This is a genomic window from Proteus vulgaris (assembly GCF_023100685.1).
GTDB lineage: Bacteria > Pseudomonadota > Gammaproteobacteria > Enterobacterales > Enterobacteriaceae > Proteus.
Map to the genome: position 1 here is coordinate 596,651 of NZ_CP090064.1, position 25,190 is coordinate 621,840.

The following is a 25,190-nucleotide window of genomic DNA, read 5'->3' on the forward strand; positions in this document are numbered from 1 at the left end:
GAGAAAATAAACAGTTAAATCAAATAAAATAATGAAAAATAGCCTCTCTTAATTAGATTTCTGAATGTTCGCCACTGCGCCAATTCATTTTTGGGTTATCATTCCATAGATTCAATATATTGGAGTTTTCAATGAAATTGCTCAAAGGGCTTGCCCAATACTATGTTGACTTAATGATGAGGCTAGGGCTTATCCGCTTCTCATTGTTGTTAGCTTCCGCATTAGTTGTTTTAGCGATGGTTGTTCAAATGGCGGTAACATTCTTGCTTGCAGGTGATGTTACCAGTATTGACCTTGTTCGCTCTATTTTCTTTGGGTTGATTATTACGCCTTGGGCTGTCTATTTTCTTTCAGTTGTCGTTGAACAACTAGAAGAATCACGACGTCGTTTATCTCGTATGGTAGATAAACTTGGTGTAATGCGACAGCGTGATTTAGAGCTTAATTCTCAATTAAAAGAGAATATTGAGCAATTAAACTTGGAAATTCAAGAGCGTGAAAAAGTTGAAAAAGCGCACCTTGAACTTTTGGAAAAACTCAAAAGTGAAATGAAGCGTCGTGAGTTGACGCAAATAGAACTGGAACAACAATCTTCACTGCTACGTTCATTCCTTGATGCCTCTCCTGACTTAGTTTATTACCGAAATGAAGATAATGAATTTTCAGGATGTAACCGCGCAACAGAATTACTGACAGGTAAAAGTGAGAAGCAACTTATCGGTTTAACACCTCTTGATGTGTATGACGAAGATATTGCGATAAAAGTGATGGAAACTGATGAGAAAGTTTTCCGTCACAATGTCTCACTTACCTATGAGCAGTGGCTAGTTTACCCTGATGGGCGAAAAGCCTGTTTTGAATTACGTAAAGTGCCGTTTTATGACCGTATTGGCAAGCGTCATGGTTTAATGGGCTTTGGACGTGACATTACAGAGCGTAAGCGCTATCAAGACGCGTTAGAGAACGCTAGCCGAGATAAAACCACCTTTATCTCAACAATCAGCCATGAATTGCGTACACCGCTTAATGGCATTGTTGGGTTAAGCCGTATTTTATTGGATACCGAACTTTCACCAGAGCAACTCAATTACTTAAAAACGATCCATGTGAGTGCGATTACGTTGGGTAATATTTTCAATGACGTGATTGAAATGGATAAGATTGAACGTAGAAAAATTCAACTAGATAACCAACCAATCGATTTTACTGAATTTATTTCTGATTTAGAAAACCTTTCAGGATTGTTAGTACAGCCAAAAGGATTGAAATTCACACTCGAAGCGGAAGAAACCTTACCGCATAAGATAACTTCTGACGGAACTCGATTACGTCAGATCTTGTGGAATCTCATCGGTAATGCTGTGAAATTTACGCAAGAAGGTGAAATCAAAGTTCGTATTTGGCAAGAAGCCTCTGATAAGTTGTTCTTTGAAGTCAAAGACAGTGGCATCGGTATCCCTAAAAGTGAGCTTGAGAAGATTTTTGCCATGTACTATCAAGTCAATGATAGCGAAGGTGGACGCTCTGCAACGGGAACGGGGATTGGACTTGCTGTTTCAAAACGCCTAGCACAGCATATGGGCGGTGATATTCATGTAGAGAGTGAGTTAGGTAAGGGATCTGTCTTCACGCTCTCTATCGTTGCTCCTGCGATTGAAGAGCATCTTGATATTGAGAATGATGATGAGTTCTTATTGCCAGCGTTAAATATTCTACTTGTTGAAGATATTGAGCTTAACGTTATTGTTGCCTGTTCAGTTTTAGAGAAATTAGGTAATACCGTTGATGTAGCAATGACCGGGCAAGAAGCTTTATCGATGTTTAAGCCTGATGAATATGACTTAGTGCTATTAGACATTCAATTACCTGATATGACAGGCTTTGATATTTCAAGAAAATTACGTCAAGAATTCGACAGTAATGAACTTCCGCCATTGATTGCGTTAACTGCAAATGTTTTGAAAGATAAAAAAGAGTATTTAGATGCGGGAATGAACGACGTATTGAGTAAACCACTTTCTGTAGATGCTCTTACTGCAATTATCAACAAATTCTGGGGAGATGGTGCGGTTTCTGTGCCATGTAATGAGCCATCGGAATTGTTGAATAAAAATGAAGAGTTATTAGATATAGACATGCTGAATCAATACATCGAACTTGTCGGACCTCAATTAATCACTGATGGTTTAGATGTTTTTGAAAAGATGATGCCAAGTTATATGTCAGTCCTCGAATCTAATCTGACAGCGCGCGATCAGAAGGGCATCACTGAGGAAGGACATAAAATCAAAGGTGCAGCAGGTTCTATTGGTTTAAAACATTTACAGCAACTCGCTAAACAGATCCAATCACCGGAATTACCTGCTTGGTGGGACAATGTGCAAGAGTGGGTAGATGAATTAGGGAAGGATTGGAGAAAGGATGTGGAAAGTTTAAGAAACTGGTTATCAGGGGCTAGAAAAAAATAACCCCAACCGAAGGTTGGGGTGCGCGAATACTGCGCCAACACCAGGGAAACTTTTCTATCCGCTTTTTTTGATTCTCATTACATAGGCGAATAGGATGAAACTATTCCATACATCATACAAGCAACAAAATAGCAAAGATAAGTTTTTTTGTTACAAGAAACATTTAAATATGTGATGGCGATTGGTGTTTACACCTATAAATGGGTAACTAGTAATCTACTACAAATGGAGAAAGATATGAAATCAATTGCGGTAATTTTAAGTGGCTGTGGTGTGTTTGATGGAAGCGAAATCCATGAATCAGTGCTAACAATGCTTGCTTTGAGCCAAAATAATGCTGAGGTTCATTATTTTTCACCTAATGATTTACAACCAACTGTAATTAATCATATTACAGGTGAAGAAAAATCAGAAAAAAGAAATATGATGGAAGAATCTTCACGTATTTCTCGTGGAAAAATATCCCCTTTATCAGATGCAAAGGCCGAAAACTTTGATGCAGTCATTATTCCTGGTGGTTTTGGTGCTGCGAAGAATTTATGCAACTTTGCCACTAAAGGGAGTGAGTGTGAAATTAACAAAGATCTCTTAAGATTTGTCCAAGCTATGCATCAACAGAAAAAACCATTAGGGTTAATCTGTATTGCTCCCGTTATGTTACCGAAAATGTTAAATGCTCCAGTTAAATTAACAATCGGAAATGATGTTGCGACGGTCAGTGCTATTGAAAAAATGGGGGGCGTCCATATAGATTGCCCTGTTGATGACATTGTTGTTGATGAAGAATATCGAGTAGTAACCACTCCTGCATATATGCTTGCACAGTCTATTGCTCAAGCACAGGTAGGTATTGAGAAATTGGTTAAGAAAGTCCTTGAAATGGCTTAATGTATAGGTGAAAACAGCAGATGACACTGGTGAGAAAGTTAAAGAAACTATTAATTATTCTAATTGCTTTATGGCTGTTAATAGTTGTGCTATTTTCTTTTTTACCAGTGCCTTTTTCTGCTGTTATGATCCAAAGACAAATTTCTGCTTGGAGTGAGTTTGATTTCTCTTATGTGTCTCATTCCACTTGGGTTGGTGAAAAAGAGATAGCACCAGCGATGTATTTAGCGGTTATTGCTTCTGAAGATCAAAATTTCCCCAAACATTGGGGCTTTGATTTTGATGCTATTGAGAAAGTTTTCAAAAAAAATCATAACGGCGGGAAAACATTGCGGGGTGCATCGACAATTTCTCAACAAACGGTCAAAAACCTTTTTTTATGGGATGGCCGTAGTTGGATAAGAAAAGGGCTTGAAGCAGGCATGACGCCTGTTGTTGAACTCATCTGGTCAAAAAAACGTATTTTAACGGTATATCTAAATATTGTTGAGTTTGGTGATGGGATCTTTGGTGTAGAACAGGCCTCCCAACATTATTTTAGAAAGCCTGCTAAACAACTAACTCAACAAGAAGCGGCGCTATTAGCTGCAGTTTTACCTAATCCCCACATCTATCACGTCAATAAACCTTCAGCTTATGTCTTAAAACGGCAACAGTGGATCTTAAATCAAATGCGATTATTAGGTGGAATCACTTTTTTAAAGAAAAATGATTTGTCATAACATTATAACGTTTGAAATATTTTTCTATCTGGCTCTGCAATTTTTTCTGACAATTTCGTTATCGCAGAAGGATCATTAGCCTCTCGAGACTGAATTCGAAATTGTGATGGTGTGATACCGTATTTACGTTTAAAAGCATCGCAAAAATAGGCATTACTACCAAAGCCACAACGATGGCTGATTTGAAAGACAGAATAATTAGAGAATGTTAGATAATTTAAGGCAATCCCCATTCGAACATCTAATAATAATTGGCAAAATGAAACCCCTTCTTTATTTAAATGACGACGCAGTGTTGATGGGGTGGTAAATAGCGTTTTTGCCACATCTTCTAAATGCCATTTTCGTTGTGGATCTTGTGTGATTAAATGCGTAATTGCCTGATTTTTGGGTTCATCATAATTAAATCGGAAGATATTTAATATATCGATGCCTTCTTGATATACCGCCATCAAAATAAAAAACAGACACTGTTGCATAAACATGGTTTCTTGAGAGGGAGAACCATGAGGTAGCGGTAGGCACTGTTTGAGTATGCCAAAGTTGCTTTTTACCACTTCTGGTGTGGATAAATGATAAGCCGGAAGGTGGCTTGTTAGTGGAGAGCTTGATTTAATTAGAGGCTTTAATAAAGAAAAGACAGATTGAAGCTCTGTTTCGCATAAAACGAGGGTATGTAGCTCAATCGATTTATGGGTGAATTGATTAACAATATCACAGGAAACTTGGCTATATTTGGGAATAATAAGAGTCAAATGGGTTGATACATCAATAGTTTGTCCATTGATGCAAATTGTACCTTTTGCGCCACTAACCATCGCTATCATCGGGTTTTCGATGTAAAACGTTTTTAAAGACATTTGGTTAGAGGACAGAATGTGTTTGTATTCCATAATCTCCAATATACCGCAGGCAAGCTAAGCATCAATGTTGCTTAAATGTTTAATGTGAACTCATTTATTGTATAAACGAATAAGTTACATCTAGAATAAATAGAGAGATTATTCTAGTTAAGAATGAGTGCCATCATGCAAAACTGCATGACAGTCGCACAGAATATAATCCCGTTGATGAAAGATGACAATATAGATATACGCTCATTTTCTACATTTATTTTAATCAGTGTTATTTTTTCTAAATAAATTGCTATTTATTTAAAACGCATTTTTCGAAATAAGGTGTAGAATCGCGCGTCACAGACGAAGGGGATTATCCTGTTCTTAGGGTATCACAGTTTGTCTTTTTACCCACACCCTATCCAACATTCATTAGCTTATTTTCTATTTGATTTTGAATGACACAATCTTATGGATAGCGCTGTATGTATTCACGTATTTTCCTGATTTATTGATAATTTTGCCGAGTTGGCAGGAGTGAGTATGTCTGACTTTTCAGGGAAGGGTTGGCTTGCTGAAATCGTTTTACGTTATGAAGTAAAACGCGGAATGACACGTCTTACAGAAAAACGCCATGTCGGCCCACTAATGGTTCAGCGTCCTTTTTATCCTGAGCAAGGTATTGCACACACTTATTTACTCCATCCTCCAGGTGGGGTAGTTGGTGGTGATAAGTTATTGATCAATATTGATGTTCAATCTGAAGCTCATGCATTGCTTACCACGCCTGGTGCAACCAAGTTTTATCGTAGTGCGGGTGGCGTGGCTCATCAAATTCAAACATTAAAGGTCGCCCCGAATGGATTTTTAGAGTGGCTTCCTCAGGAGAATATCTTTTTTCCTGAGGCGCGAGCACATCTAGAAACGCATATTCATATTGCATCGACTGCCAAATTTATTGGTTGGGAAATTCAATGTTTTGGCCGCCCAGTTTTAAATGAATGGTTCGAAAATGGCAGTGTTAAAGGACGTTTTAATTTTTATATTGATGAAAAGCTGACATTAACAGAATCGCTTTTTGTTAATGGTTTACAAAATAAAGCGGCCGCAATGCGCGAATTTCCCATGTTGGGTTCGCTTTATATTTATCCTACATCTGATGAATTAAAAAATGTTATTCAACAATGTGTTGAGGCTTTTTCAGCCTCTTACAACCCTGTTATCGAATATGGTTTAACCGATGTAGACGGTATTTTAGTTTTACGGTTATTAGGTTCACAAACAGAGCCGATGATGGCGTGTTTTGCTCAAGTTTGGCAAACCGTCAGACAACACTGGTTAGGGTATTGCCCAGAGCCGCCTCGTATATGGGCGACATAATCGTTAATTTTAGGAGCAGAAATGGAATTAACACCAAGAGAAAAAGATAAATTACTGCTTTTTACAGCGGGTCTTGTTGCTGAAAGACGTTTAGCGAGAGGGCTGAAGCTTAATTATCCTGAAGCGGTTGCATTGATTAGTTGTGCCATTATGGAAGGTGCTCGTGATGGTAAAACTGTTGCCCAGTTAATGAGTGAAGGACGCACTGTTTTAACGGCAGAGCAGGTGATGGAAGGGGTACCAGAAATGATAAAAGACATTCAAGTAGAGTGTACATTCCCTGATGGTACAAAACTTGTTTCTATCCATGATCCTATTGTGTAGGTAACAACATGATACCCGGTGAAATTAGAGTTAACCAAACGTTAGGTGATATTGAGCTTAATGCTGGCCGAGAGACAAAAACAATACAAGTTGCTAATCATGGTGATAGACCTGTACAGGTGGGTTCTCATTATCATTTCTATGAAGTAAATGATGCGTTGAAATTTGAGCGAGAAGGCACATTGGGTTTTCGTTTAAATATTCCAGCAGGTATGGCGGTTCGTTTTGAACCTGGTCAAAGCCGTACAGTTGAATTAGTGGCTTTTGCAGGAAAACGTGAAATTTATGGTTTCCATGGCAAAGTGATGGGTAAATTGGAGAGTGAGAAAAAATGAAAACTATCTCACGTCAAGCTTATGCAGATATGTTTGGCCCAACAACAGGCGATCGTCTGCGATTAGCCGATACAGAGCTTTTTCTTGAAATTGAAAAAGATTTCACCACTTATGGTGAAGAGGTTAAATTTGGTGGTGGTAAAGTTATTCGTGATGGCATGGGGCAAAGCCAAGTTGTCAACGCCGAGTGTGTTGATGTGCTTATCACTAACGCCATAATTTTAGATCATTGGGGTATCGTAAAAGCGGATATCGGTATTAAAGATGGCCGTATTGTAGGTATCGGTAAAGCGGGTAATCCGGATGTACAACCTAATGTGGATATTGTTGTAGGGCCAGCCACAGAAGTGGTTGCGGGTGAAGGTAAAATTGTTACCGCTGGTGGTGTTGATACTCATATTCACTTTATCTGTCCTCAACAAGCACAAGAAGGTTTAGTCTCTGGTGTGACTACTTTTATTGGTGGTGGTACAGGGCCAGTTGCTGGAACGAATGCAACTACAGTAACACCAGGTATTTGGAACATGCACCGCATGCTAGAAGCCGTTGATGAATTGCCTATCAATGTGGGGTTATTTGGTAAAGGTTGTGTGAGTCAACCTGAAGCGGTTCGCGAGCAAATTGAAGCGGGTGCTATTGGTCTAAAAATTCACGAAGACTGGGGTGCAACGCCAATGGCAATTCACAATTGCCTTAATGTTGCCGATGAAATGGATGTGCAAGTCGCTATTCACTCTGACACCTTAAATGAAGGTGGTTTTTATGAAGAAACTGTAAAAGCGATAGCAGGCCGTGTGATCCATGTTTTCCACACAGAAGGTGCAGGGGGGGGACACGCACCAGATGTGATTAAATCAGTGGGTGAGCCGAATATTTTACCTGCTTCAACAAATCCAACAATGCCTTATACCATTAATACGGTAGATGAACATCTCGACATGTTGATGGTTTGTCATCACCTTGATCCTTCTATTCCTGAAGATGTGGCCTTTGCTGAATCTCGTATTCGTCGTGAAACTATTGCAGCGGAAGATATTTTACATGATATGGGTGCTATTTCTGTTATGTCGTCAGACTCACAGGCAATGGGGCGTGTAGGTGAAGTTATTCTTCGTACTTGGCAATGTGCGCACAAAATGAAATTACAACGCGGCACATTAGAAGGTGACACTGCTGAAAGTGATAACTGTCGCATTAAACGCTATGTGGCGAAATACACTATCAATCCTGCTTTAGCGCATGGTATTGCACATGAAGTGGGTTCTATTGAAAAAGGGAAGTTGGCTGATCTGGTTCTATGGGATCCCGCTTTCTTTGGTGTGAAGCCCGCATTGATCATGAAAGGTGGCATGGTGGCTTATGCACCAATGGGGGATATTAACGCAGCTATTCCAACGCCTCAGCCTGTGCATTATCGCCCAATGTATGCTTGTTTAGGTAAAGCGAAATATCAGACGTCGATGGTCTTTATGTCGAAAGCGGGGATCGATGCAGGTGTACCTGAAAAATTAGGCTTAAAGAGCTTAATTGGTCGTGTCCAAGGTTGTCGTAGCGTGACAAAAGCATCGATGATCCACAATAGCTATGTGCCACATATTGAGCTAGATCCACAAACCTATATTGTGAAAGCCGATGGTGTGCCATTAGTGTGTGAACCTGCGACACAATTACCGATGGCACAACGCTATTTCCTCTTTTGATTAGTGTTTTACCGAGAATGTAGAGAATGAAAAGATTTACTCAACTTATTGATAAACAAAAAGCACTTGAAATATCAACACCAGAGCAACCGGCTCTTACTCTGTGCTTAACGATGGATGAAAGAACCAAAAGCCGTTTAAAAGTCACATTAAGTGATGGGCAAGAAGCTGGGCTATTTTTACCCCGTGGTACGGTGTTAAAAGAGGGCGATATTTTACTGGCAGAAGATAATACGCTAGTCACAATTGAAGCCGCAAAAGAGCAAGTTTCTACGGTATATAGTGAAGATCCACTGTTATTGGCTCGGGTTTGTTATCACTTAGGTAATCGTCATGTTCCATTACAAATTGAAGCTGGCTGGTGTCGCTATTTTCACGATCATGTTTTAGATGATATGGCGAAAGGCCTAGGGGCAAATGTCGTTGTTGGTTTGGAAAAATATCAACCTGAGCCGGGTGCTTATGGTGGATCGTCTGGTGGGCATCATCATCACTAATTATTTGAATAAGGGAGCCTATTGATGCTTGCAGATCTACGCTTATATCAATTAGTCAGTCCTTCTTTACCTGTGGGATCGTTTACTTATTCTCAAGGGTTAGAGTGGGCAATTGAAAAGGGGTGGGTTTGTTGTCCTCAAACGTTAACGGCTTGGCTAAGTACTCAAATGACAGGCACTTTAGCAACGTTAGAACTCCCTATTTTACGGCGATTACAAGAAAATTTGGCACAAGCCAAAATGAGTGAAGTGAAGCATTGGTGTGATTTTATTGTCGCAAGTCGTGAAACTAAAGAGTTGCGACAAGAAGAGCGCCAACGAGGTATTGCTTTCGCTCGTTTACTTCCTCAATTAGATATTGAGTTAGATGAAACCTTACAAGCCTGTGTAAAACAGACACAACTGATGGCATTTGCGTTAGCTGCTGTGAAATGGAATATTTCCTCTGAAAAATTATGTTGTGCTTACGCTTGGGGTTGGCTTGAAAATACGGTGATGTCAGGAGTAAAACTGATCCCTTTAGGGCAAAGTGCAGGACAGAAAATATTGTTTACATTAGCAGAGCAGATCCCTGTGATTGTTGAGCAATCCGCACATTGGCCCACTGAAGATATTGGGAGTTTTACACCGGCGCAAATTATTGCCAGTAGTCGCCATGAAACACAATACACTCGACTTTTTCGTTCATGAGAAATCTATATGCAAGAATATAATCAACCACTCCGTATTGGTGTTGGTGGCCCTGTTGGATCAGGAAAAACGGCACTGTTAGAAGTTCTTTGTAAAGCAATGCGTGACACTTATGAAATCGCGGTTGTCACTAACGATATTTATACTCAAGAAGATGCCAAGATCTTAACGCGTGCTGAGGCATTAGATGCGGATCGTATTATTGGTGTTGAAACGGGCGGTTGTCCTCATACAGCTATTCGTGAAGATGCATCAATGAACCTTGCTGCGGTTGAAGAATTAGCAATGCGCCACAAAAATCTAGATATCGTTTTTGTGGAAAGTGGCGGTGATAACTTAAGTGCAACATTTAGCCCAGAGCTTGCTGATTTAACTATTTATGTGATTGACGTGGCTGAAGGGGAAAAAATTCCACGTAAAGGTGGCCCCGGTATTACACACTCAGATCTATTAGTCATTAATAAAATCGATCTGGCACCTTATGTTGGCGCATCATTAGAAGTGATGGAAGCAGACACAGCAAGAATGCGTCCAGTGAAGCCTTATGTTTTCACAAATCTAAAAGAAAAAGTCGGCTTGGAAACTATTATCGATTTTATCATTGATAAAGGCATGCTAAGACGCTAATAGCTTGTTGAGTAAAGACGAGTTTTAGCCGAGAAAGAAATTGACAGTATCGGTCATTTTATAAAGACCGATACTGTCAGAATAATATAAAAACGATATTAGTAATCAGATTAGTTAAGGTAAGTAAATGCAGTAGTTACTTTTACTACACCTTTGGTTTCGCTGGCAATTTTTGCAACCGCAGCCCCTTCTTGGCGAGTCAGAATACCAAATAAGAACACTTCACCATTTTCAGTGATCACTTTTACAGAAGAAGATTTTACTGAATCACTGCCTAAAATCTGAGAGCGAACTTTGGTTGTTAACCATGTATCTGAAGATGCTGTACCTAATGTCACAGGCTCGCCTTGGCGAACTTCGTTGTAGACGTTATTTACGCCTTCAACCTTACTTGCAACTTGTTTTGCAGTATTCGCAACAGACATATCAGGGCTTTGACCTGTTAACAGAATATTGCCTTGATAAGCTGTAGCTACGATACGTGAATTGCTTTTCTTGATCTGTTCGTTTTTGTTTAGAGCACCAGAAACACGTGCTTCCAATGTACCATCGTCAACTTGTTGCCCTAATGAGCGAGGATCGGTTGCAGTTTTACCCGCAACTGCGGCAGTGCCGACAACCGCTGCGCCGATACAACCTTGCAGTAAAAGTGCAGAACATAGCACTGCAGTGATAGGAAGCAATTTCATAGTAACTCCTTAGTCATCCTGATGTGGGAATAATGTATTATCAATTAAATCACAGAGACAATTGACTGTTAGCATCTGAACTTCCTGTATTCTGACGGTGCGTTGAGATGGAATACGAATTTCAACGTCTTGAGGACCTAATAATCCGGCAAGCTCTCCGCCATCATAACCTGTTAATGCAACAATGGTCATATCTCGTGTAACAGCGGCTTCAACGGCTTTAATAATACTTCTGCTGTTACCGTGAGTTGAGATAGCAAGTAGCACATCTCCAGCTTGTCCTAATGCACGCACTTGTTTTGCATAGATTTCATCGTGCTGCTGATTCCCCATAATTGCAGTCATCACAACGCTATCTGTGTTTAACGATAATGCGGGCAAGCTTGGGCGCTCTGTTTCAAAACGATGGATCATGCTTGCGGCAAATCGCTGTGCTGTTGCTGCTGAGCTACCGTTTCCACAGCTTAATATTTTATGGCCGTTTAACAAAGATTGAACCATCATCATGGCGGCTCTGGAAATGGCATCTGGTAATGCTTCTGCTGCTGCAATTTGAGTTTGAATACTCTCTGTAAAGCAGACTTTGATTCTATCAAGCACGTTAAGACCTATATAATCTAATTTAACGAATAAATTCCGTATAATCGAGAATGTTTTTTAACCATATTAGCTGGCGTTGATTAAATGCACAAATATCAAAACGACAGTCTGATGTCTCGATGCTTTCTTGGCGTTGTGCTAACCAACATCTTGCTGTACGCCATAAGCGACGCCGTTTTGAGGTGGTAATAGAGCTTATTGCATCACCAAATAAGATGTTACGTCTAAAACGAACCTCAACAAATACCCATGTCCTCTTTTCCTGCATAATAAGATCAATTTCTCCACAGGGATATCGGACATTACGCTCAATCAATATTAATCCTTGTTGGCGTAAATATTTTAGCGCTTTTTGCTCATAGTATAGCCCTAAAAAATAAGGGCTTTTAGAAAAAATCATCCATGATTTCCTTCTTTATCTTACTCATAAAATAAACCGCCATTATGGCGGTTTATTCTAATGATAATTAAATGCGTGCCTTACTGTGCAACAGGTTCAATCTTACCTTGTTTAAATTGCATCCAAGGAAGTTGTCTATAAACAGTACAGTTGTTTTCAACACGTAATGAGCCTGAAATACCATTAAAACGCAATGTGCCTTTTGTCAGATCATTGTAATTGTTTGCTAATGACCATGCATCAATTCCCATAGCATAAAGACGCATTAATGAGTAATCGTTCGCAAATTTGCTTGATGCTTTTTGCATTAACGGCAAATTAGCACCAGTCATCAATGGAATATCACTAAACTGAATACCATCCATTTCCATACGGAAATCAGGACCTGTTCCACCTTGGTTACTGCGTGAACTCACATAAATTGGTGGACGTTTCTTGGTGCTGATTGCCATATCAATCATTGGCTTAATTAAAGTTAATTCATCACTAGTCGCAATGATATAAACCGAATCAATGGCACCACCTGCTGATGGAATAGATTGAGTCTCTAATGGTAAAGGTGCATTAGCCGTTGGTAGAACAGGCGTACCTGTCATGCGAATACCTACACCGCGGTTGATAGAGGCTTTTAAGCTTTCAACAGAACTAAAAGTTTGTTGTAAAACGGTGCCACCACCAGTGCGTTGCCACTCATCAGCAAATGTTTGTGCCATTCTTTGACCAAATTTATTATCAGGAACAATAATTAATGGATTTGATTTTTGTTGCTGACGTAAATGTTGTGCCGCATTACGGGTTTCATCTTCTGGTGAAAGAGAGAAGAAACAAACGGTTGTTGCTGAAGGAACGCTGTCTAATTCATTTAATGCTAATACAGGTAAGCCACTTTGAAGCTCAATCGTCTTCATGACTTCAGGTTTTAGCAGAGGGCCGACAATTAAGTTAGCACCATCTTGCTGTACTTTTTTCAGTAAAACGTCGATAGATTGGCTATTGGTATCATAAACAATCACTTGGCGAGAGTTTTGTGCAACAGGATCTAAGCGTAATGTCGTATCACCAGAAAATGTTGAGCTCTCTTTTTCTTGATCTTGAGTCGCTGGCGTATTTTCTGTTGTTTCTTTTGCCGTATCTGTTGTTGCTGTATCAGTTGTTGGTGTTTCAGTATTTTTGATACCTAATTCTTCTAAAATTGAATTAAGGCTATCGTCATTTTTAGGCGCTTGTGGCGCTGGCATTGCTTGAGGCTGAGGTAAACCGCTTTGCGCATCAAGGAAGCCTTGACGAATAGCTTCACCAAAAACTTTCGCTTGCCCAGTTAAAGGTAACAATAATGCGATTTGGCTACTTGCACTCACAGAAGGCTGTGAAAGACGTAATAATGATGCTGGAAGTGTTAATGCAGCTGGATTACGAGGATAGCGTGTCTGCCACTCTCTGACCGCTGTTGATAACTTATCAGCATCATCTTTGTTGTATTCATAGGTGTTCAGTAAATCTAACCAACCTTGCAGTGTATTTTCATCGGCTTTGATAACAACACCACGACGTTGTTCTGGTGTGAGTTTGGTTAGCGTGAGCCATGTATCATCAATATTTTTCTGATGCAGTTGAGGATCAGTAATTAATGTTTCTAGCCCAATATAGGCTCTAATAACATCTAAAGATGCCAGCCCTTGAGCGTCATCAATCACTTTTTGAAATTGTTTCATCTCCATTTCTGCTTTTGCAGCGGGAGTGAGAGGTTGTTCTTGTTGCCCCGTCAGGGTACAACCTGACATAATCAGCGCAGAGAGTATCGCAGTATAGGATAAACCTGTTTTAAAACGCACAAAAATTGAGGAAAGCATACTGTACCCAGTGATGTTTTATAATTATGCTCAATTTTAAATCGGTCATTCGGAATAAATAATGAATCAACCTAATCGAGCAGCGGTAACGACATCCACACTGTACATAGTACCCACACCTATTGGTAATCTGGGCGATATCACCCAGCGGGCACTTGATGTGCTGTCTCATGTCGATTTAATTGCTGCAGAAGATACCCGTCATACAGGGCTTCTATTACAGCACTTTGCCATTAACGCACGTTTGTATGCGTTACATGATCATAATGAACAGCAAAAAGCAGATCAATTAATTAGCAAATTACAACAGGGGCTAAGTATCGCATTAGTCTCTGATGCAGGTACACCATTAATTAACGATCCTGGCTATCATTTAGTCAATCAATGTCGTAAGAATGGCATAAATGTCGTGCCATTACCCGGCGCTTGTGCAGCTATTACGGCACTGTCTGCGGCTGGGCTTCCTTCAGATCGTTTCTGTTACGAAGGCTTTTTACCTGCAAAAACCAAAAGTCGTCAGGACTGTTTACGTGCATTATCAGAAGAGCCCCGTACATTGATTTTTTATGAATCAACACATCGGCTGTTAGATAGTTTAGCTGATATGGTGACAGTTTGGGGTGAAGATCGCTACGTAGTATTAGCGAGAGAGCTCACAAAAACGTGGGAAACTATTCAAGGCATGCCTGTTGGTGAATTACTTAAATGGGTTCTTGAAGATGAAAACCGCCGTAAAGGTGAAATGGTATTAATTGTGGAGGGTTATGACAAACCTGTTGATGACGATTTTTCTCCTGAAGTATTACGGACATTGGCGATTTTACAAAAAGAGTTACCACTGAAAAAAGCAGCCGCAGTCACAGCTGAGATTTATGGTGTGAAGAAAAATGCACTCTATAAACATGTCATTGAGCAAAATGGTGAAGCTCAAGACGAGTAAAGTGATTTTTTAGCTTCTTTTGCTATACATTTTCTACCAAAATCCCTATAATCCGCACCCTGAGTTGACTAGACAACCGCTGCTTTATCGTTGTCCCTTCGGGGGAGACGGATAGAGGGGAGGAAAGTCCGGGCTCCACAGGGCAGGGTGCCAGATAACGTCTGGGAGGCGCGAGCCTACGACAAGTGCAGCAGAGAGTAAACCGCCGATGGCCTGTTTACAGGATCAGGTAAGGGTGAAAGGGTGCGGTAAGAGCGCACCGCGCAACTGGTAACAGTTTGTGGCATGGTAAACTCCACCCGGAGCAAGACCAAATAGGGGTTCTTATGGTGCGGCCCGCATTGAACCCGGGTAGGTTGCTGGAGCCAGCGCGCAAGTTCTGGCCTAGATGAATGGTTGTCCACGACAGAACCCGGCTTAACGGTCAACTCACCTCATAAAAAACCCTCGATTCACATTGTGTTTCGAGGGTTTTCTGTTTTTAAGCCCATCTAAATTGATTATCACGAGATAATATCAATAAATAAGCCTCGAAACTCAGTCGAGCTTTTCAATGTAATACTATGGCTATCTTGAATAAAAGCTCCATCACCACACTGAATTTGTCCATTTTCTTGTGTTGATGTTTGCAAATAGGAGCCACCTTTTATGGATTGCAAAAAGCCTTTTTGTCCTTTTATTGGCAGTGTAATTTCATCACCTGCTTGCAAATGAATATGATAAAGCCAGATGGTTTGCCTTAACATTAACGAGCCATCATCACCGGTAGGTGAGGCTAATAATTGGTATTTTAAATTTTCATCTAATACCAATTTTTGTGAGGCGACGCTTTCTTGTTGTGGACACGCATTTAACCACAATTGAATACGAGTTAATGGCGTATCAGGACTACTGTTTTTCTCTATATACGTATCAGTATTATGCGGTGAAATAAGTAAGCACTCATTTTCTTTTGCCGTTACTGTACGCCCCATATTATCAAGGTATGTAGCTTCCCCTTGAAGAATAAGGTTAACCACATCCACATGAGGATAGGTCTTTGCTTTAAATTCAGAATTTGGGGCAAGCACTTCTTGGTTGAGTACTCTTAGCGTGCCATAGTCTAAAAAATGAGGGTCAAAGTAGTGGCCAAAGGAAAATGTGTAGCGAGCTTGTAGCCAACCATAATCCGCTTTACCACACTGTTGTGCTGTTCTGTATTTTATCATAGCGGTATTTTTCGAGTAGATTATCAATATATTTATCATAGAGGTATGGACTGTCTATTGTTAGCAAGTTAATCTGGTGCCTATAATCAAATTATTTGATAGAGATAAGTATAATGAGTAAAGACAAAGCAATTACGTTGGAATCTTTACGAGTCATGGATGCCATTGATCGTAGAGGGAGTTTTGCAGCTGCGGCTGATGAACTAAATCGAGTTCCATCGGCACTCAGTTATACCATGCAAAAATTAGAAGAAGATTTAGATGTTGTCCTTTTTGATCGTTCTGGTCATAGAACTAAATTTACCAATGTTGGCAGAATGCTTCTTGATAGAGGGCGCATATTACTTGAGGCTGCTGACAAATTAACGTCAGATGCAGAAGCCTTAGCAAGAGGTTGGGAGCCACATATCACGATTGTTTGTGAAGCGCTCACTCCTGCATCTCGGCTCTTTCCGTTGGTCGATAAATTAGCTGAAAAATCCAATACGCAACTCTCTTTAGTAACAGAAGTCTTAGCGGGCGCTTGGGAAAGCTTAGAAAGCGGTAAATGTGATATTGTGATTTCACCGGATATGCATTTTCGTACCTCGTCTGAAATCAACTTTCGTCCTTTATACAATACCACTAGCGTTTACGTTGCCAGCCCAGATCACCCAATTCATAACGAACCAGAGCCATTAGCAGAAGAAACTCGCTTAAAATATCGGGGTATCGCGATTGCAGATACAGCAAGAGAACGCCCTGTATTGACAGTATTGCTGTTAGATAAACAGCGCCGTTTGACGGTCAGTTCTATTGAAGATAAACGCCGAGCATTAATTGCAGGTTTAGGTGTGGCGACAATGCCGATTGATTTAATTGAAGATGATATTAAAGAAGGGCGATTACGTGTTGTTGGCCCTGAATATCACCATGAAAATAATATTATTATGGCATGGCGCAGAGATAGCATGGGCGAAGCTAAATCGTGGTGTCTACGCGAGATCCCAAAACTCTTTGCAAACAATAAAAAGTAGTTTTTGTACTTAATAATGTTTCTGTTTTAGATATCGATAAAAATAGAGATGCTAATATTAGGCGGAAGTCTCCGCCTAATTAAAAACGGATCACTCCACTGCCACTAATACACAACCCTTTAAACAGCCGCATTGCACTTTATGCCCTTCTAATGCGACGGGAATAGTGTTTATTTTCATCATAGTATCCCCCTCTATTATTTTGCCTTTTTGCTGACAAGCAGGGCAATAAACTTCATCGCCTAAACAGGCAATTTCATGTGTTTGCTTTGCTAATAAAGAACCGCTTAATACGGTTCCTTTAGTATTAGTAGTATCATTTTTTTAAATGATTTTTCGTCCTTGGATTGTGCTACGCATTTTTTACTTTCTCTTTATTATTAATTAATTCCCTGAGTTTATTCCAAACTGCCAAGGAATAAGTTCTGGAAAATCTAATTTTCCATACCACTTTGGCCGTAATATATCTTGAAAACAACCTAACTCATCAATATATTGAGCTATTATACAGAGATAAGTAATAGCACTTTTATTTATAGATAAAGGTTGAATATTTTTAATAGCATTATTAATAAATAGTTTTTTTTCGTTTTGCAGTTTTTTAAATCGACAAAGAGGATCTTTAAAAATAAATTTATCAATCTCTTTCTCTAATGTTGATTGTCCGGTACTGATATAAAAGTAACTGTTTTTAACATCCTCAATAAAATAATCAGTATTTTCTTTTGCTATTAAATCTTTTTTAAGTCTGATTTTTTCTTGTAACCAAGATTGACTTTCTTTATTTCTATAAGTGATAACATTGTTCATGTTTATTTCTAATTCTTTATGAAAAAAAGATTTTTTATAAAACTGACCAAAATAAATCATTAATATAGTTTGAAAAACGCATAAATATTGGCTTGTACGATGTTGTTTATCAAAATAGTGATAATTGTTTTTCAAAATTTCCAATAGTGCTTTTTGTTTAATATTATAATAATCCAACACTAATTTATGCTCATCTTCAAGGAATTCTATTGCTTCCATATAGAATTCCTGAAGAATATTATCCTTAATTATCTGTTTGCTTTTTGCTGTCAGTATCATTTTATAACAAAAGCCTTAGTTTAATTTTAATCAAGACTAAAATAATGTATGAATGACTTTTAGCTCTGGGTTTATTTTAATTAAATCATCTGTAATTTGATGATAAATTTCAGGCATAGTCTCTAACCAACCCACCATATCAGGTCGATGATCGATAGCCATCGGTGTTTTTAATAATGGATGATCGATTATGGGGGTACTTAAGCCATGACGAGCACGAAAATTTTTCACGGCTTGATATTCAAAAGGCCAAGCAATGAGTATTTCCATATCAATTTCATAACCTGTTGTGCTTTTTTCATTAACATAATCACCAAATAATGCTGACCACTGAATATGCTTATCGCATAATTCCATCAGCCATGGGATTAAAATTTCATCATTTTCACAATAGAGAGCCTCTTGGCAAAAGCGTTGATAAAAAGGATCAATCGGAATGCCCGCACTTTCCCAATCAATAGTTTCCTTTTTTTCACTGGCTAACATTTCAATCGCTAATACGCCTAATTTTTGAGGTCGCGTATACATAGGAAGTGAGTTTGCCATTTTACCTGACTGAATATTTTCTATTATTCTATCGTAACAAAGTTGGCTAGACTTAAAATAATTACAAGCAAAATTCATTAATAAGATTTCACCTTGTTCTGCAAGATTTAAAAAATTTCTTTTTCTATTTAAACAATTAAAATAATAAAAAATAAAACATATATTTTTATGATAAAAAAATCGCTCAAAAGAATATGGTACTTTATTTGTGTTTTTATATATTTGATATATATATATAATAGAAATAGCACTGGATTCAATTTTTAAAATTGTCATATATCTTATATATTTATCCTTGTGAGAACTATTATCATTTTGCAGTTTCAAAACATTCTCAATAATCTCTTCATTAATTAACTCTTCAATATCAGAGACATCTCTAATTGTTTTATTAACTACTTCTTTTTCAATGTATTTTAAAACTTTATTGAGTCTAGTCATTTTTAAGATTCTCTATTATATAAAATTGATTATATTTATTGTTATTAGAAACATTAAATTTATTATCTATACCTACTGTTAATTTAAATCCAAATAAATTTTTCTCTTCACAGGATTCAAGTATATTTAATAAAATTTCCCTTTCTTTTTTTCCTAAACTATATTCATTACCTCCTTTATAAAAAGATTGCTTAGCTAATACAGAATGTTTATTTATATTACCTATATAGTCTTCTTGGAAATCACTAGCTTTTCCTCCTGTGGGCGTTGAATTAGCACCAAATTTCTCTTTCATCACTGTTTTGATTTCAAAAGTCACCCAATCTGGCGGAGGTGGAGTCGGTTCTATTGACTAGTCCTGATATAGGTTGACAACTTTTCAGGCATAAAACGCTCGATGTACTTCATCGGGCGTTTTATAGTTTAACGATAAGTGTGGCCGTTTTTCATTATAGAGTTGAATTGATTCTTCTACTAATTTTCTTGCTTGTTCCAGATTACTCGGTTTTATCAGTAGATACTCCATTTTTAATATTCCATTAATTCGTTCTGCTAAGGCATTTTGATAACAATCATACCCATCAGTCATAGAGCATTGAATATAATTAAATTTGGATGCCGATAAAAACGATGATGGCTTAAGGTTGTTCGATGATAAGCCCGTTTATTAGGCACCAGTAACTGATGTTCCTTCAATAAAGAAAATAGCCGATCACGACCAATAACCATCTGTTTTTGCTTTAAAATAAAATGTAATTTACGCCCACCCAGTCGAGGTTGTAAGACTCGTTCAGATTTAACAACGTCAATAATGGCCGAATCGGCTTTCTTTCGTTCCTCAGTTCTATCCAGTCTCTTGTAATAAGCCTGTCGGCTGATCTGCATAAAACGGCAAGCAATTGTTACGGTGAGGTTTTTAACCGTTTTTTCTTTAATAACTCGGCTTTGCGCTTTTTTGACAAACGAACTCCAAAGTCTCTATCCATGACTTTAACCACAGCTTCGAAAAAATCGGATTTAAGCCGAGCTTCTTCAAGTTCCTTTTCAAGGATCTTAATGCGTTGTTCCGGCGTTTGTTGTTCAGAAGATTGGGTCATAGCTGAACCTCTATAAAAAGTATCAGGGGTACCGTTTGACCAATCTAACCTACCATGCTTACGAAGCCAAACTAAAACAGTAGAGCATCCTTGTATACCATAGTGATCTTGAGCTTGTTTATAGGTTAATTCGCCTTTTTCAACTTGGTCAACAAGCTGTAATTTAAAAGCGAGAGAATAATCGCGTTGAGTTCGTTTAGTGATTGGTTTCATTACATTCTCCAATTTCAGATTGGAAAAGTGTTAACCTTATTTAGGACGGGTCATTCATAGCAAAAAAAGATCCCCAAGAGGATCTTTTTTATTTCTAAATTCGTTATTACCAGTTTTTATTGAAAATACGATCTAAGCTCCATTTACCCGGGCCTGTCACAACCAGTAATAAATATCCGCCTGCAATTGTCATGTTTTTCATAAACATTAATTGGTTCATGCCTTCAGCAAAATTACTGTGGAACAGTAATGCGGTTAAAAGAGTAAAGACCGCGGTAAAGATTGCTGTGGTGCGAGTTAAGAAACCAAATAAGATGGCTAATCCACCGCCTAATTCTAATAAAATAGTTAGTGGTAATAAGAAACCAGGAACGCCCATTGCTTGCATATATTGCTGTGTACCTTCGTAACCACCAATTTTTCCGTAGCCTGCGCTGATAAATAAAATCGGCATTAAAATACGGGCAATTAATAACGCAATGTCTTCAAATTTTTTCATGATATTTATTCCTAATTAAACTCTATTATCTGCAATGTATATCTGTTTATATTTGTATTTTCGCTGGTTAATTTTCTATTTTTAGAATTAATAACCACGGCTACGGTGTGAGATATACAATAATGGGAAATTGAAAAAGAGGATATTAAGAAGAATTAACATTCTTGGACAAAAAAATTGATGTTTAATCTGAGGTTTTTTTGAAGGACTTCTGTATTGCCCGAATTAAGCCAAATGCACCGATAGCACGTTGTCCTAACCGTATGATTTTTTTAGGGTGTTTAATACTGTAAAGAGAGATAAAACTCGCACCGACTAAAAATGCAGGTTTTAAAGAGACTAAAATTCGCCACGCTTTATCATAAGGTTCTGTCACATCAAGCCAAGTTTGTGTACTTTGCCCCAAATCAGAGCGCTGTTGCTGAATTTTATTCAACAACAGCTTTTTACGTCTTGAAAGAACACTCTGCTTATTTTGTTTGTTCATCATGATATTGCTCCAAAAGACGTTTATCTAGTTCCAGCTGTTGGCGAGTATCGCCTAATAAGGTGGAATTTCGTGCTTTTTTTAATGTCATGATGGCGCCAATAAGGGCGCAGAAAAGCAAAATCGCGGTTGTAACCGCTAAAGCATAAATTCGGTATTCTGGGGGGATAACCCAAAATAACAATATAAGCAGGCTCATTAGGCCAAAAGCGGTGAGTAACAGTGTGACACCAGCCATTAAAATAAGCTGGATCAGGGTGGTTTTTTCTTCTTCCAGTTCAATGGCAATTAGTTGTAGGCGAGTTTCAACCATGCCTATAACGATAGCACCAATTCTACTGAGAGAATTCAGAACCCCAGATGCGGGGCCCTGTGGTCTTTGAGTATCACTCATTATAAATTAGCGTTTTGCAAGTAGAACGCCAAGAACAACACCAACAGCAGCACCGATACCAACACCTGTCCATGGATTTTCACGAACATAGTTATCTGCTTTTCCTGCCATTTCTTTGGTGTTATCGACAATTTCTCGACCTGCATCACTGAGTTTTGCACGAGAACCTTTTATTGCCGATTCTGCTTTTGCACGCAGGCTTTGGATTTCTTCTTTGGATTTATCTGCAGAGGAGTTCAGCACTTCTTCTAGAGTATCAGCAAGAGATTTCAATTCACTACGCAGATCTTCATTTGAACGTTGTTGAGACATAATTAACTCCTTTAATAGAGATAGAATGTAGTACTTATAACAATAGACTAATTTTACCGCTTAATGAAATTAAATAACGACCTATTGGTAAAAAAAAGAGATAAATCTTAATTGAATGGCGGGATTAAAGGAGCTTAGAAGCGTGTATCCTAAAAAAAAGACCTGCTCAATAAGATGAAACAGGCCTCTATTATTTTTTGCTGTGTAATTACTGTCGGAATATCTTGATAATATTTAATTCGTATTAAGCTTTTCTTTTCTTTTTAATAACCACCCAGATGCTACCAATTAAACCGATTACTAATAGGCAAACAGGTAATAGCATAAGAATATTCATTAAATGGTGTTCATACTGACGAAAAAGTGGACTATTACCTAATAAATAACCCAATGTGGTCAGTATACCAACCCATAAAAGACCGCTTAGCCAATTAAAAATTTGAAAGCGGGTATTATTTAATCCAGCAAGGCCAGCAATGGTTGGCAACAATGTTCTAACGAACGCTAAAAAGCGACCAATAAGTAATGCGGCTAAGCCATGGCGATGAAAAAGCCCATGTGCGCGCTGGTGATAGTGTTCTGGTAGATGCGACAGCCAACTACGCACTAATTTGGTATTACCAAGCCATCGTCCTTGAAGATAGCCTAGCCAACAGCCTAGACTCGCACCTGCGGTTAAAATAAGTAAGGTCAATGGAAAGTCCATTGTATCTTTAGCAATTAACACACCCACTAAAATTAATAAGCTATCTCCTGGTAAGAAAGCCGCGGGTAATACTCCGTTTTCTAGGAATAGTATGGTGAATAATAAAATGTAGATAATCCATATTAATGAAGGATTAGCTAAGGTTTCGTAATCTTGATGCCATAGCGCCAAGAAGAGCTCTCTTACGATTTCCATATAAAAGGCTTCCTAAAACTGAGTCATTTGGGGGTAAATATAAATTCAATAAGTGTTGTAATCCATTTACCCGTTTTCCACTTCATAGGGTCTATTTTTCATCGTTTAAAACAGCAACACTCTAACAAAATCAGGAAAAACTAGACAGAAAATTTTTCAACTCTATTACGACATAACTTACCCATAGATATGTGATCTTGAAAAATAGACATCTAATCTCTTTTTGAGTTCAGAGTAGGGGATTTTTTAAAAGAAAACCTTAAGATAATGGATAATAAAAAGCGGCGTTTCGTATTTTATTTAGATGATAAAAGATAAATTTTTAATATTAATTGAGAGAAAATAAAACCTTATCTTGTTTATATTGTTCGTCTTTTTTCTGTTTGTTATTTATTCAAAATAAAGGTGAGCAGAGCGGATAATTGTTAGTGATAATGTTAATAAAAAAGACTATCAGTTGATTAAAAAAAACAAAAAGAAGAGAAATAAAATAAAAAGTAAGTAAGATAACTAAGTATAACCTACTGATAATAATAATTTCTTTCATTTCACGTTGGTATACTAAAAAGAACAAAATCCTATTATGATCACAGTTATGTTATTTTATTGTTAACAAAAACGGTTAATGCTGTATATTTTGCATAATCAGCTTTTCAGCGCGATTCAATTCCTTATACTGGCATTGCAAACACTCAATAATGCCTTTTTTAAATATTATTTTAAGTAATGGAATAACTATGGATAAACAACAATCCAGAGTCTTCAGCCTGTTCTTTAAGGGAAGCCTCGTCAAACAAATACTCGTTGGTTTAGTTGCAGGGATCTTACTTGCTTGGTTAGCACCAGAAGCTGCCAAGATGATGAGCTTACTCGGTACCCTGTTTATTAGTGCACTGAAAGCTGTAGCACCTATCTTAGTATGGGTACTGGTTATGGCTTCGATTGCTAATCACCGTCAAGGGCAAAAATCGAATATTCGCCCAGTATTAATTTTATATCTGTTAGCAACGTTCTTTGCTGCGTTAACCGCAGTTGTTGCAAGCTTTATGTTCCCATCCGTTTTAACGCTGGTTGTTAATGAATCACAACTGTCACCACCTGAAAATATTGCTGAAGTGCTTAAAGGCGTATTAATTAATGTGGTAGCAAACCCTGTTGATGCACTTATCAATGGTAACTATATGGGTATTCTAGCGTGGTCTATCGGGCTGGGCTTGGCATTACGCCACGCAAAAGATACCACTAAAGCCTTAACGCAAGATTTAGCTGACGCAGTAACAAACTTGGTACGTGTTGTTATTCGTTTAGCCCCTATCGGTATTTTTGGTTTAGTGTCGTCAACTATCGCAACAACTGGCTTTGAAGTTTTAGCGGGTTATTTACAGGTTCTGATTGTACTGATTGGCTGTATGCTGTTTGTTGCTTTAGTCGTGAATCCACTGATTGTATTTTGGAAAATCCGCAGTAACCCATATCCATTAGTATGGGCATGTTTGCGTGAAAGTGGTGTAACAGCCTTCTTTACACGTAGCTCAGCAGCAAACATCCCTGTGAATATGGCAATGTGTCGTCGTATGAATTTAGATGAAGACACTTATTCTGTTTCAATTCCATTAGGTGCAACCATCAATATGGGTGGTGCAGCAATTACTATCACGATTTTGACATTAGCGGCAGTAAATACACTGGGTATGCCTGTTGATGTGCCAACCGCACTATTACTAAGCCTTGTTGCTGCAGTTTGTGCATGTGGTGCATCTGGTGTTGCTGGGGGATCTCTACTGTTAATTCCACTAGCTTGTAGCATGTTTGGTATTAGTAATGATATCGCTATGCAAGTGGTTGCCGTGGGTGTGATGATTGGTGTGTTACAAGATTCAGCTGAAACCGCACTGAATTCATCAACAGATGTTCTCTTTACCGCAACAGTCTGTATCGCAGAAGATAATCGTATTTCAGATAATCCATTAACTGAAAAAAATAATGGGTAAAAAGGGTAAGTAGTAAGACAGGAAGAGTTGTAAAAATAATAATCAATAAT

Annotated in this window: 27 protein-coding genes, 1 other RNA gene and 2 pseudogenes; 14 read left to right on the forward strand and 16 right to left on the reverse strand. The window is 38.3% G+C overall.

Annotation, left to right across the window (positions count from 1 at the left end; genetic code table 11):
- Positions 1 to 131: 131 nt before the first annotated feature.
- From arcB to mtgA, 3 genes are all read left to right on the forward strand, one after another.
- Entirely contained in the window at positions 132 to 2,468 is a 2,337-nt protein-coding gene (gene arcB, locus LW139_RS02930) for an aerobic respiration two-component sensor histidine kinase ArcB (RefSeq protein WP_247850604.1), read from the forward strand.
- Positions 2,469 to 2,705: 237 nt separating this feature from the next.
- Positions 2,706 to 3,356, forward strand: coding sequence for an isoprenoid biosynthesis glyoxalase ElbB (elbB, locus tag LW139_RS02935; RefSeq protein WP_227336936.1), 651 nt, complete (start codon positions 2,706 to 2,708; stop codon positions 3,354 to 3,356).
- A 20-nt stretch (positions 3,357 to 3,376) separates the two neighbouring features.
- Positions 3,377 to 4,078, forward strand: coding sequence for a monofunctional biosynthetic peptidoglycan transglycosylase (gene mtgA / locus LW139_RS02940; RefSeq protein WP_109409279.1), 702 nt, complete (start codon positions 3,377 to 3,379; stop codon positions 4,076 to 4,078).
- A 2-nt stretch (positions 4,079 to 4,080) separates the two neighbouring features.
- Here the strand turns inward: mtgA and LW139_RS02945 are convergent, their stop codons facing one another.
- A complete protein-coding gene (locus LW139_RS02945) occupies positions 4,081 to 4,971 on the reverse strand; it encodes an AraC family transcriptional regulator (protein ID WP_109409280.1) in 891 nt (296 codons plus the stop codon).
- Positions 4,972 to 5,457: 486 nt separating this feature from the next.
- Here LW139_RS02945 and LW139_RS02950 point away from each other — a divergent pair, with 486 nt between their 5' ends.
- Genes LW139_RS02950 through ureG form a run of 7 tightly spaced genes read left to right on the forward strand, consistent with a single transcriptional unit; the run spans position 5,458 to position 10,467 of the window.
- Positions 5,458 to 6,294, forward strand: a complete 837-nt coding sequence (locus LW139_RS02950; RefSeq protein WP_227336394.1) for an urease accessory protein UreD — start codon at positions 5,458 to 5,460, stop codon at positions 6,292 to 6,294.
- 21 nt (positions 6,295 to 6,315) lie between these two features.
- Entirely contained in the window at positions 6,316 to 6,618 is a 303-nt protein-coding gene (locus tag LW139_RS02955; protein ID WP_004908484.1) for an urease subunit gamma, read from the forward strand.
- Positions 6,619 to 6,626: 8 nt separating this feature from the next.
- Positions 6,627 to 6,953: an urease subunit beta gene (locus tag LW139_RS02960; RefSeq protein ID WP_072069747.1), complete on the forward strand. Its 327-nt coding sequence runs from the start codon at positions 6,627 to 6,629 to the stop codon at positions 6,951 to 6,953.
- On the forward strand, positions 6,950 to 8,653 hold the full coding sequence (gene ureC, locus LW139_RS02965; protein ID WP_247850605.1) for an urease subunit alpha: 1,704 nt from the start codon (positions 6,950 to 6,952) through the stop codon (positions 8,651 to 8,653). Before LW139_RS02960 ends, ureC begins: the two co-directional genes overlap by 4 nt.
- A 26-nt stretch (positions 8,654 to 8,679) precedes the next feature.
- Positions 8,680 to 9,150 carry an urease accessory protein UreE gene (gene ureE, locus LW139_RS02970; RefSeq protein ID WP_247850606.1) on the forward strand — a complete coding sequence of 157 codons (471 nt, stop codon included), beginning with the start codon at positions 8,680 to 8,682 and terminating at the stop codon, positions 9,148 to 9,150.
- A 24-nt stretch (positions 9,151 to 9,174) separates the two neighbouring features.
- Complete coding sequence (locus tag LW139_RS02975) at positions 9,175 to 9,840, forward strand: urease accessory protein UreF (protein WP_162557008.1); 666 nt, start codon at positions 9,175 to 9,177, stop codon at positions 9,838 to 9,840.
- A gap of 9 nt (positions 9,841 to 9,849) precedes the next feature.
- Positions 9,850 to 10,467 carry an urease accessory protein UreG gene (gene ureG / locus LW139_RS02980; RefSeq protein WP_006535303.1) on the forward strand — a complete coding sequence of 206 codons (618 nt, stop codon included), beginning with the start codon at positions 9,850 to 9,852 and terminating at the stop codon, positions 10,465 to 10,467.
- A 110-nt stretch (positions 10,468 to 10,577) separates the two neighbouring features.
- Here the strand turns inward: ureG and dolP are convergent, their stop codons facing one another.
- The 4 genes from dolP to LW139_RS03000 form a co-directional block, all read right to left on the reverse strand.
- A complete protein-coding gene (gene dolP, locus LW139_RS02985) occupies positions 10,578 to 11,156 on the reverse strand; it encodes a division/outer membrane stress-associated lipid-binding lipoprotein (protein WP_036933029.1) in 579 nt (192 codons plus the stop codon).
- Between the two features lie 9 nt (positions 11,157 to 11,165).
- Positions 11,166 to 11,756 (reverse strand): DnaA initiator-associating protein DiaA, encoded by a 591-nt coding sequence (gene diaA, locus LW139_RS02990; protein ID WP_004245257.1) that lies wholly within the window; start codon positions 11,754 to 11,756, stop codon positions 11,166 to 11,168.
- 22 nt (positions 11,757 to 11,778) lie between these two features.
- Complete coding sequence (locus LW139_RS02995) at positions 11,779 to 12,156, reverse strand: YraN family protein (protein WP_227336397.1); 378 nt, start codon at positions 12,154 to 12,156, stop codon at positions 11,779 to 11,781.
- Positions 12,157 to 12,236: 80 nt separating this feature from the next.
- On the reverse strand, positions 12,237 to 14,006 hold the full coding sequence (locus LW139_RS03000; RefSeq protein WP_227336398.1) for a penicillin-binding protein activator: 1,770 nt from the start codon (positions 14,004 to 14,006) through the stop codon (positions 12,237 to 12,239).
- Positions 14,007 to 14,067: 61 nt separating this feature from the next.
- On the opposite strand from LW139_RS03000, the gene rsmI reads away from it, so the two are divergent.
- Complete coding sequence (gene rsmI, locus LW139_RS03005) at positions 14,068 to 14,946, forward strand: 16S rRNA (cytidine(1402)-2'-O)-methyltransferase (protein ID WP_194951798.1); 879 nt, start codon at positions 14,068 to 14,070, stop codon at positions 14,944 to 14,946.
- 60 nt (positions 14,947 to 15,006) lie between these two features.
- Positions 15,007 to 15,382: RNase P RNA component class A (rnpB, locus tag LW139_RS03010), an RNA gene on the forward strand.
- A gap of 67 nt (positions 15,383 to 15,449) precedes the next feature.
- Here rnpB and LW139_RS03015 read toward each other — a convergent pair.
- Positions 15,450 to 16,154, reverse strand: a complete 705-nt coding sequence (locus LW139_RS03015) for a pirin family protein (protein WP_227336399.1) — start codon at positions 16,152 to 16,154, stop codon at positions 15,450 to 15,452.
- Between the two features lie 113 nt (positions 16,155 to 16,267).
- Between LW139_RS03015 and LW139_RS03020 the strand changes: the two genes are divergently transcribed.
- Complete coding sequence (locus LW139_RS03020; protein WP_023582840.1) at positions 16,268 to 17,170, forward strand: LysR family transcriptional regulator; 903 nt, start codon at positions 16,268 to 16,270, stop codon at positions 17,168 to 17,170.
- Between the two features lie 90 nt (positions 17,171 to 17,260).
- Here LW139_RS03020 and LW139_RS03025 read toward each other — a convergent pair.
- From LW139_RS03025 to LW139_RS03070, 10 genes and pseudogenes are all read right to left on the reverse strand, one after another.
- Positions 17,261 to 17,530, reverse strand: a pseudogene (locus LW139_RS03025) (PAAR domain-containing protein).
- A 24-nt stretch (positions 17,531 to 17,554) separates the two neighbouring features.
- Positions 17,555 to 18,199 (reverse strand): hypothetical protein, encoded by a 645-nt coding sequence (locus tag LW139_RS03030; RefSeq protein ID WP_247850607.1) that lies wholly within the window; start codon positions 18,197 to 18,199, stop codon positions 17,555 to 17,557.
- Between the two features lie 96 nt (positions 18,200 to 18,295).
- Positions 18,296 to 18,883 (reverse strand): hypothetical protein, encoded by a 588-nt coding sequence (locus LW139_RS20615; RefSeq protein ID WP_244179701.1) that lies wholly within the window; start codon positions 18,881 to 18,883, stop codon positions 18,296 to 18,298.
- Between the two features lie 355 nt (positions 18,884 to 19,238).
- Positions 19,239 to 19,541, reverse strand: coding sequence for a hypothetical protein (locus LW139_RS03040; RefSeq protein ID WP_247851201.1), 303 nt, complete (start codon positions 19,539 to 19,541; stop codon positions 19,239 to 19,241).
- 84 nt (positions 19,542 to 19,625) lie between these two features.
- A pseudogene (locus LW139_RS03045) lies at positions 19,626 to 20,556 on the reverse strand (integrase core domain-containing protein).
- Positions 20,557 to 20,662: 106 nt separating this feature from the next.
- Positions 20,663 to 21,055, reverse strand: a complete 393-nt coding sequence (locus LW139_RS03050; RefSeq protein ID WP_075671385.1) for a DoxX family protein — start codon at positions 21,053 to 21,055, stop codon at positions 20,663 to 20,665.
- A 184-nt stretch (positions 21,056 to 21,239) separates the two neighbouring features.
- Positions 21,240 to 21,545 (reverse strand): YqjK-like family protein, encoded by a 306-nt coding sequence (locus LW139_RS03055; protein ID WP_243733291.1) that lies wholly within the window; start codon positions 21,543 to 21,545, stop codon positions 21,240 to 21,242.
- Positions 21,526 to 21,936, reverse strand: coding sequence for a phage holin family protein (locus LW139_RS03060; protein WP_109410240.1), 411 nt, complete (start codon positions 21,934 to 21,936; stop codon positions 21,526 to 21,528). The genes LW139_RS03055 and LW139_RS03060 overlap by 20 nt, the downstream gene beginning before the upstream one ends.
- Positions 21,937 to 21,942: 6 nt before the next feature.
- Positions 21,943 to 22,248, reverse strand: coding sequence for a DUF883 family protein (locus tag LW139_RS03065; protein ID WP_072071048.1), 306 nt, complete (start codon positions 22,246 to 22,248; stop codon positions 21,943 to 21,945).
- 244 nt (positions 22,249 to 22,492) lie between these two features.
- On the reverse strand, positions 22,493 to 23,149 hold the full coding sequence (locus LW139_RS03070) for a DedA family protein (protein WP_166539422.1): 657 nt from the start codon (positions 23,147 to 23,149) through the stop codon (positions 22,493 to 22,495).
- 737 nt (positions 23,150 to 23,886) lie between these two features.
- Here LW139_RS03070 and sstT point away from each other — a divergent pair.
- Positions 23,887 to 25,140: a serine/threonine transporter SstT gene (sstT, locus tag LW139_RS03075; RefSeq protein ID WP_166539423.1), complete on the forward strand. Its 1,254-nt coding sequence runs from the start codon at positions 23,887 to 23,889 to the stop codon at positions 25,138 to 25,140.
- Positions 25,141 to 25,190: the final 50 nt, after the last annotated feature.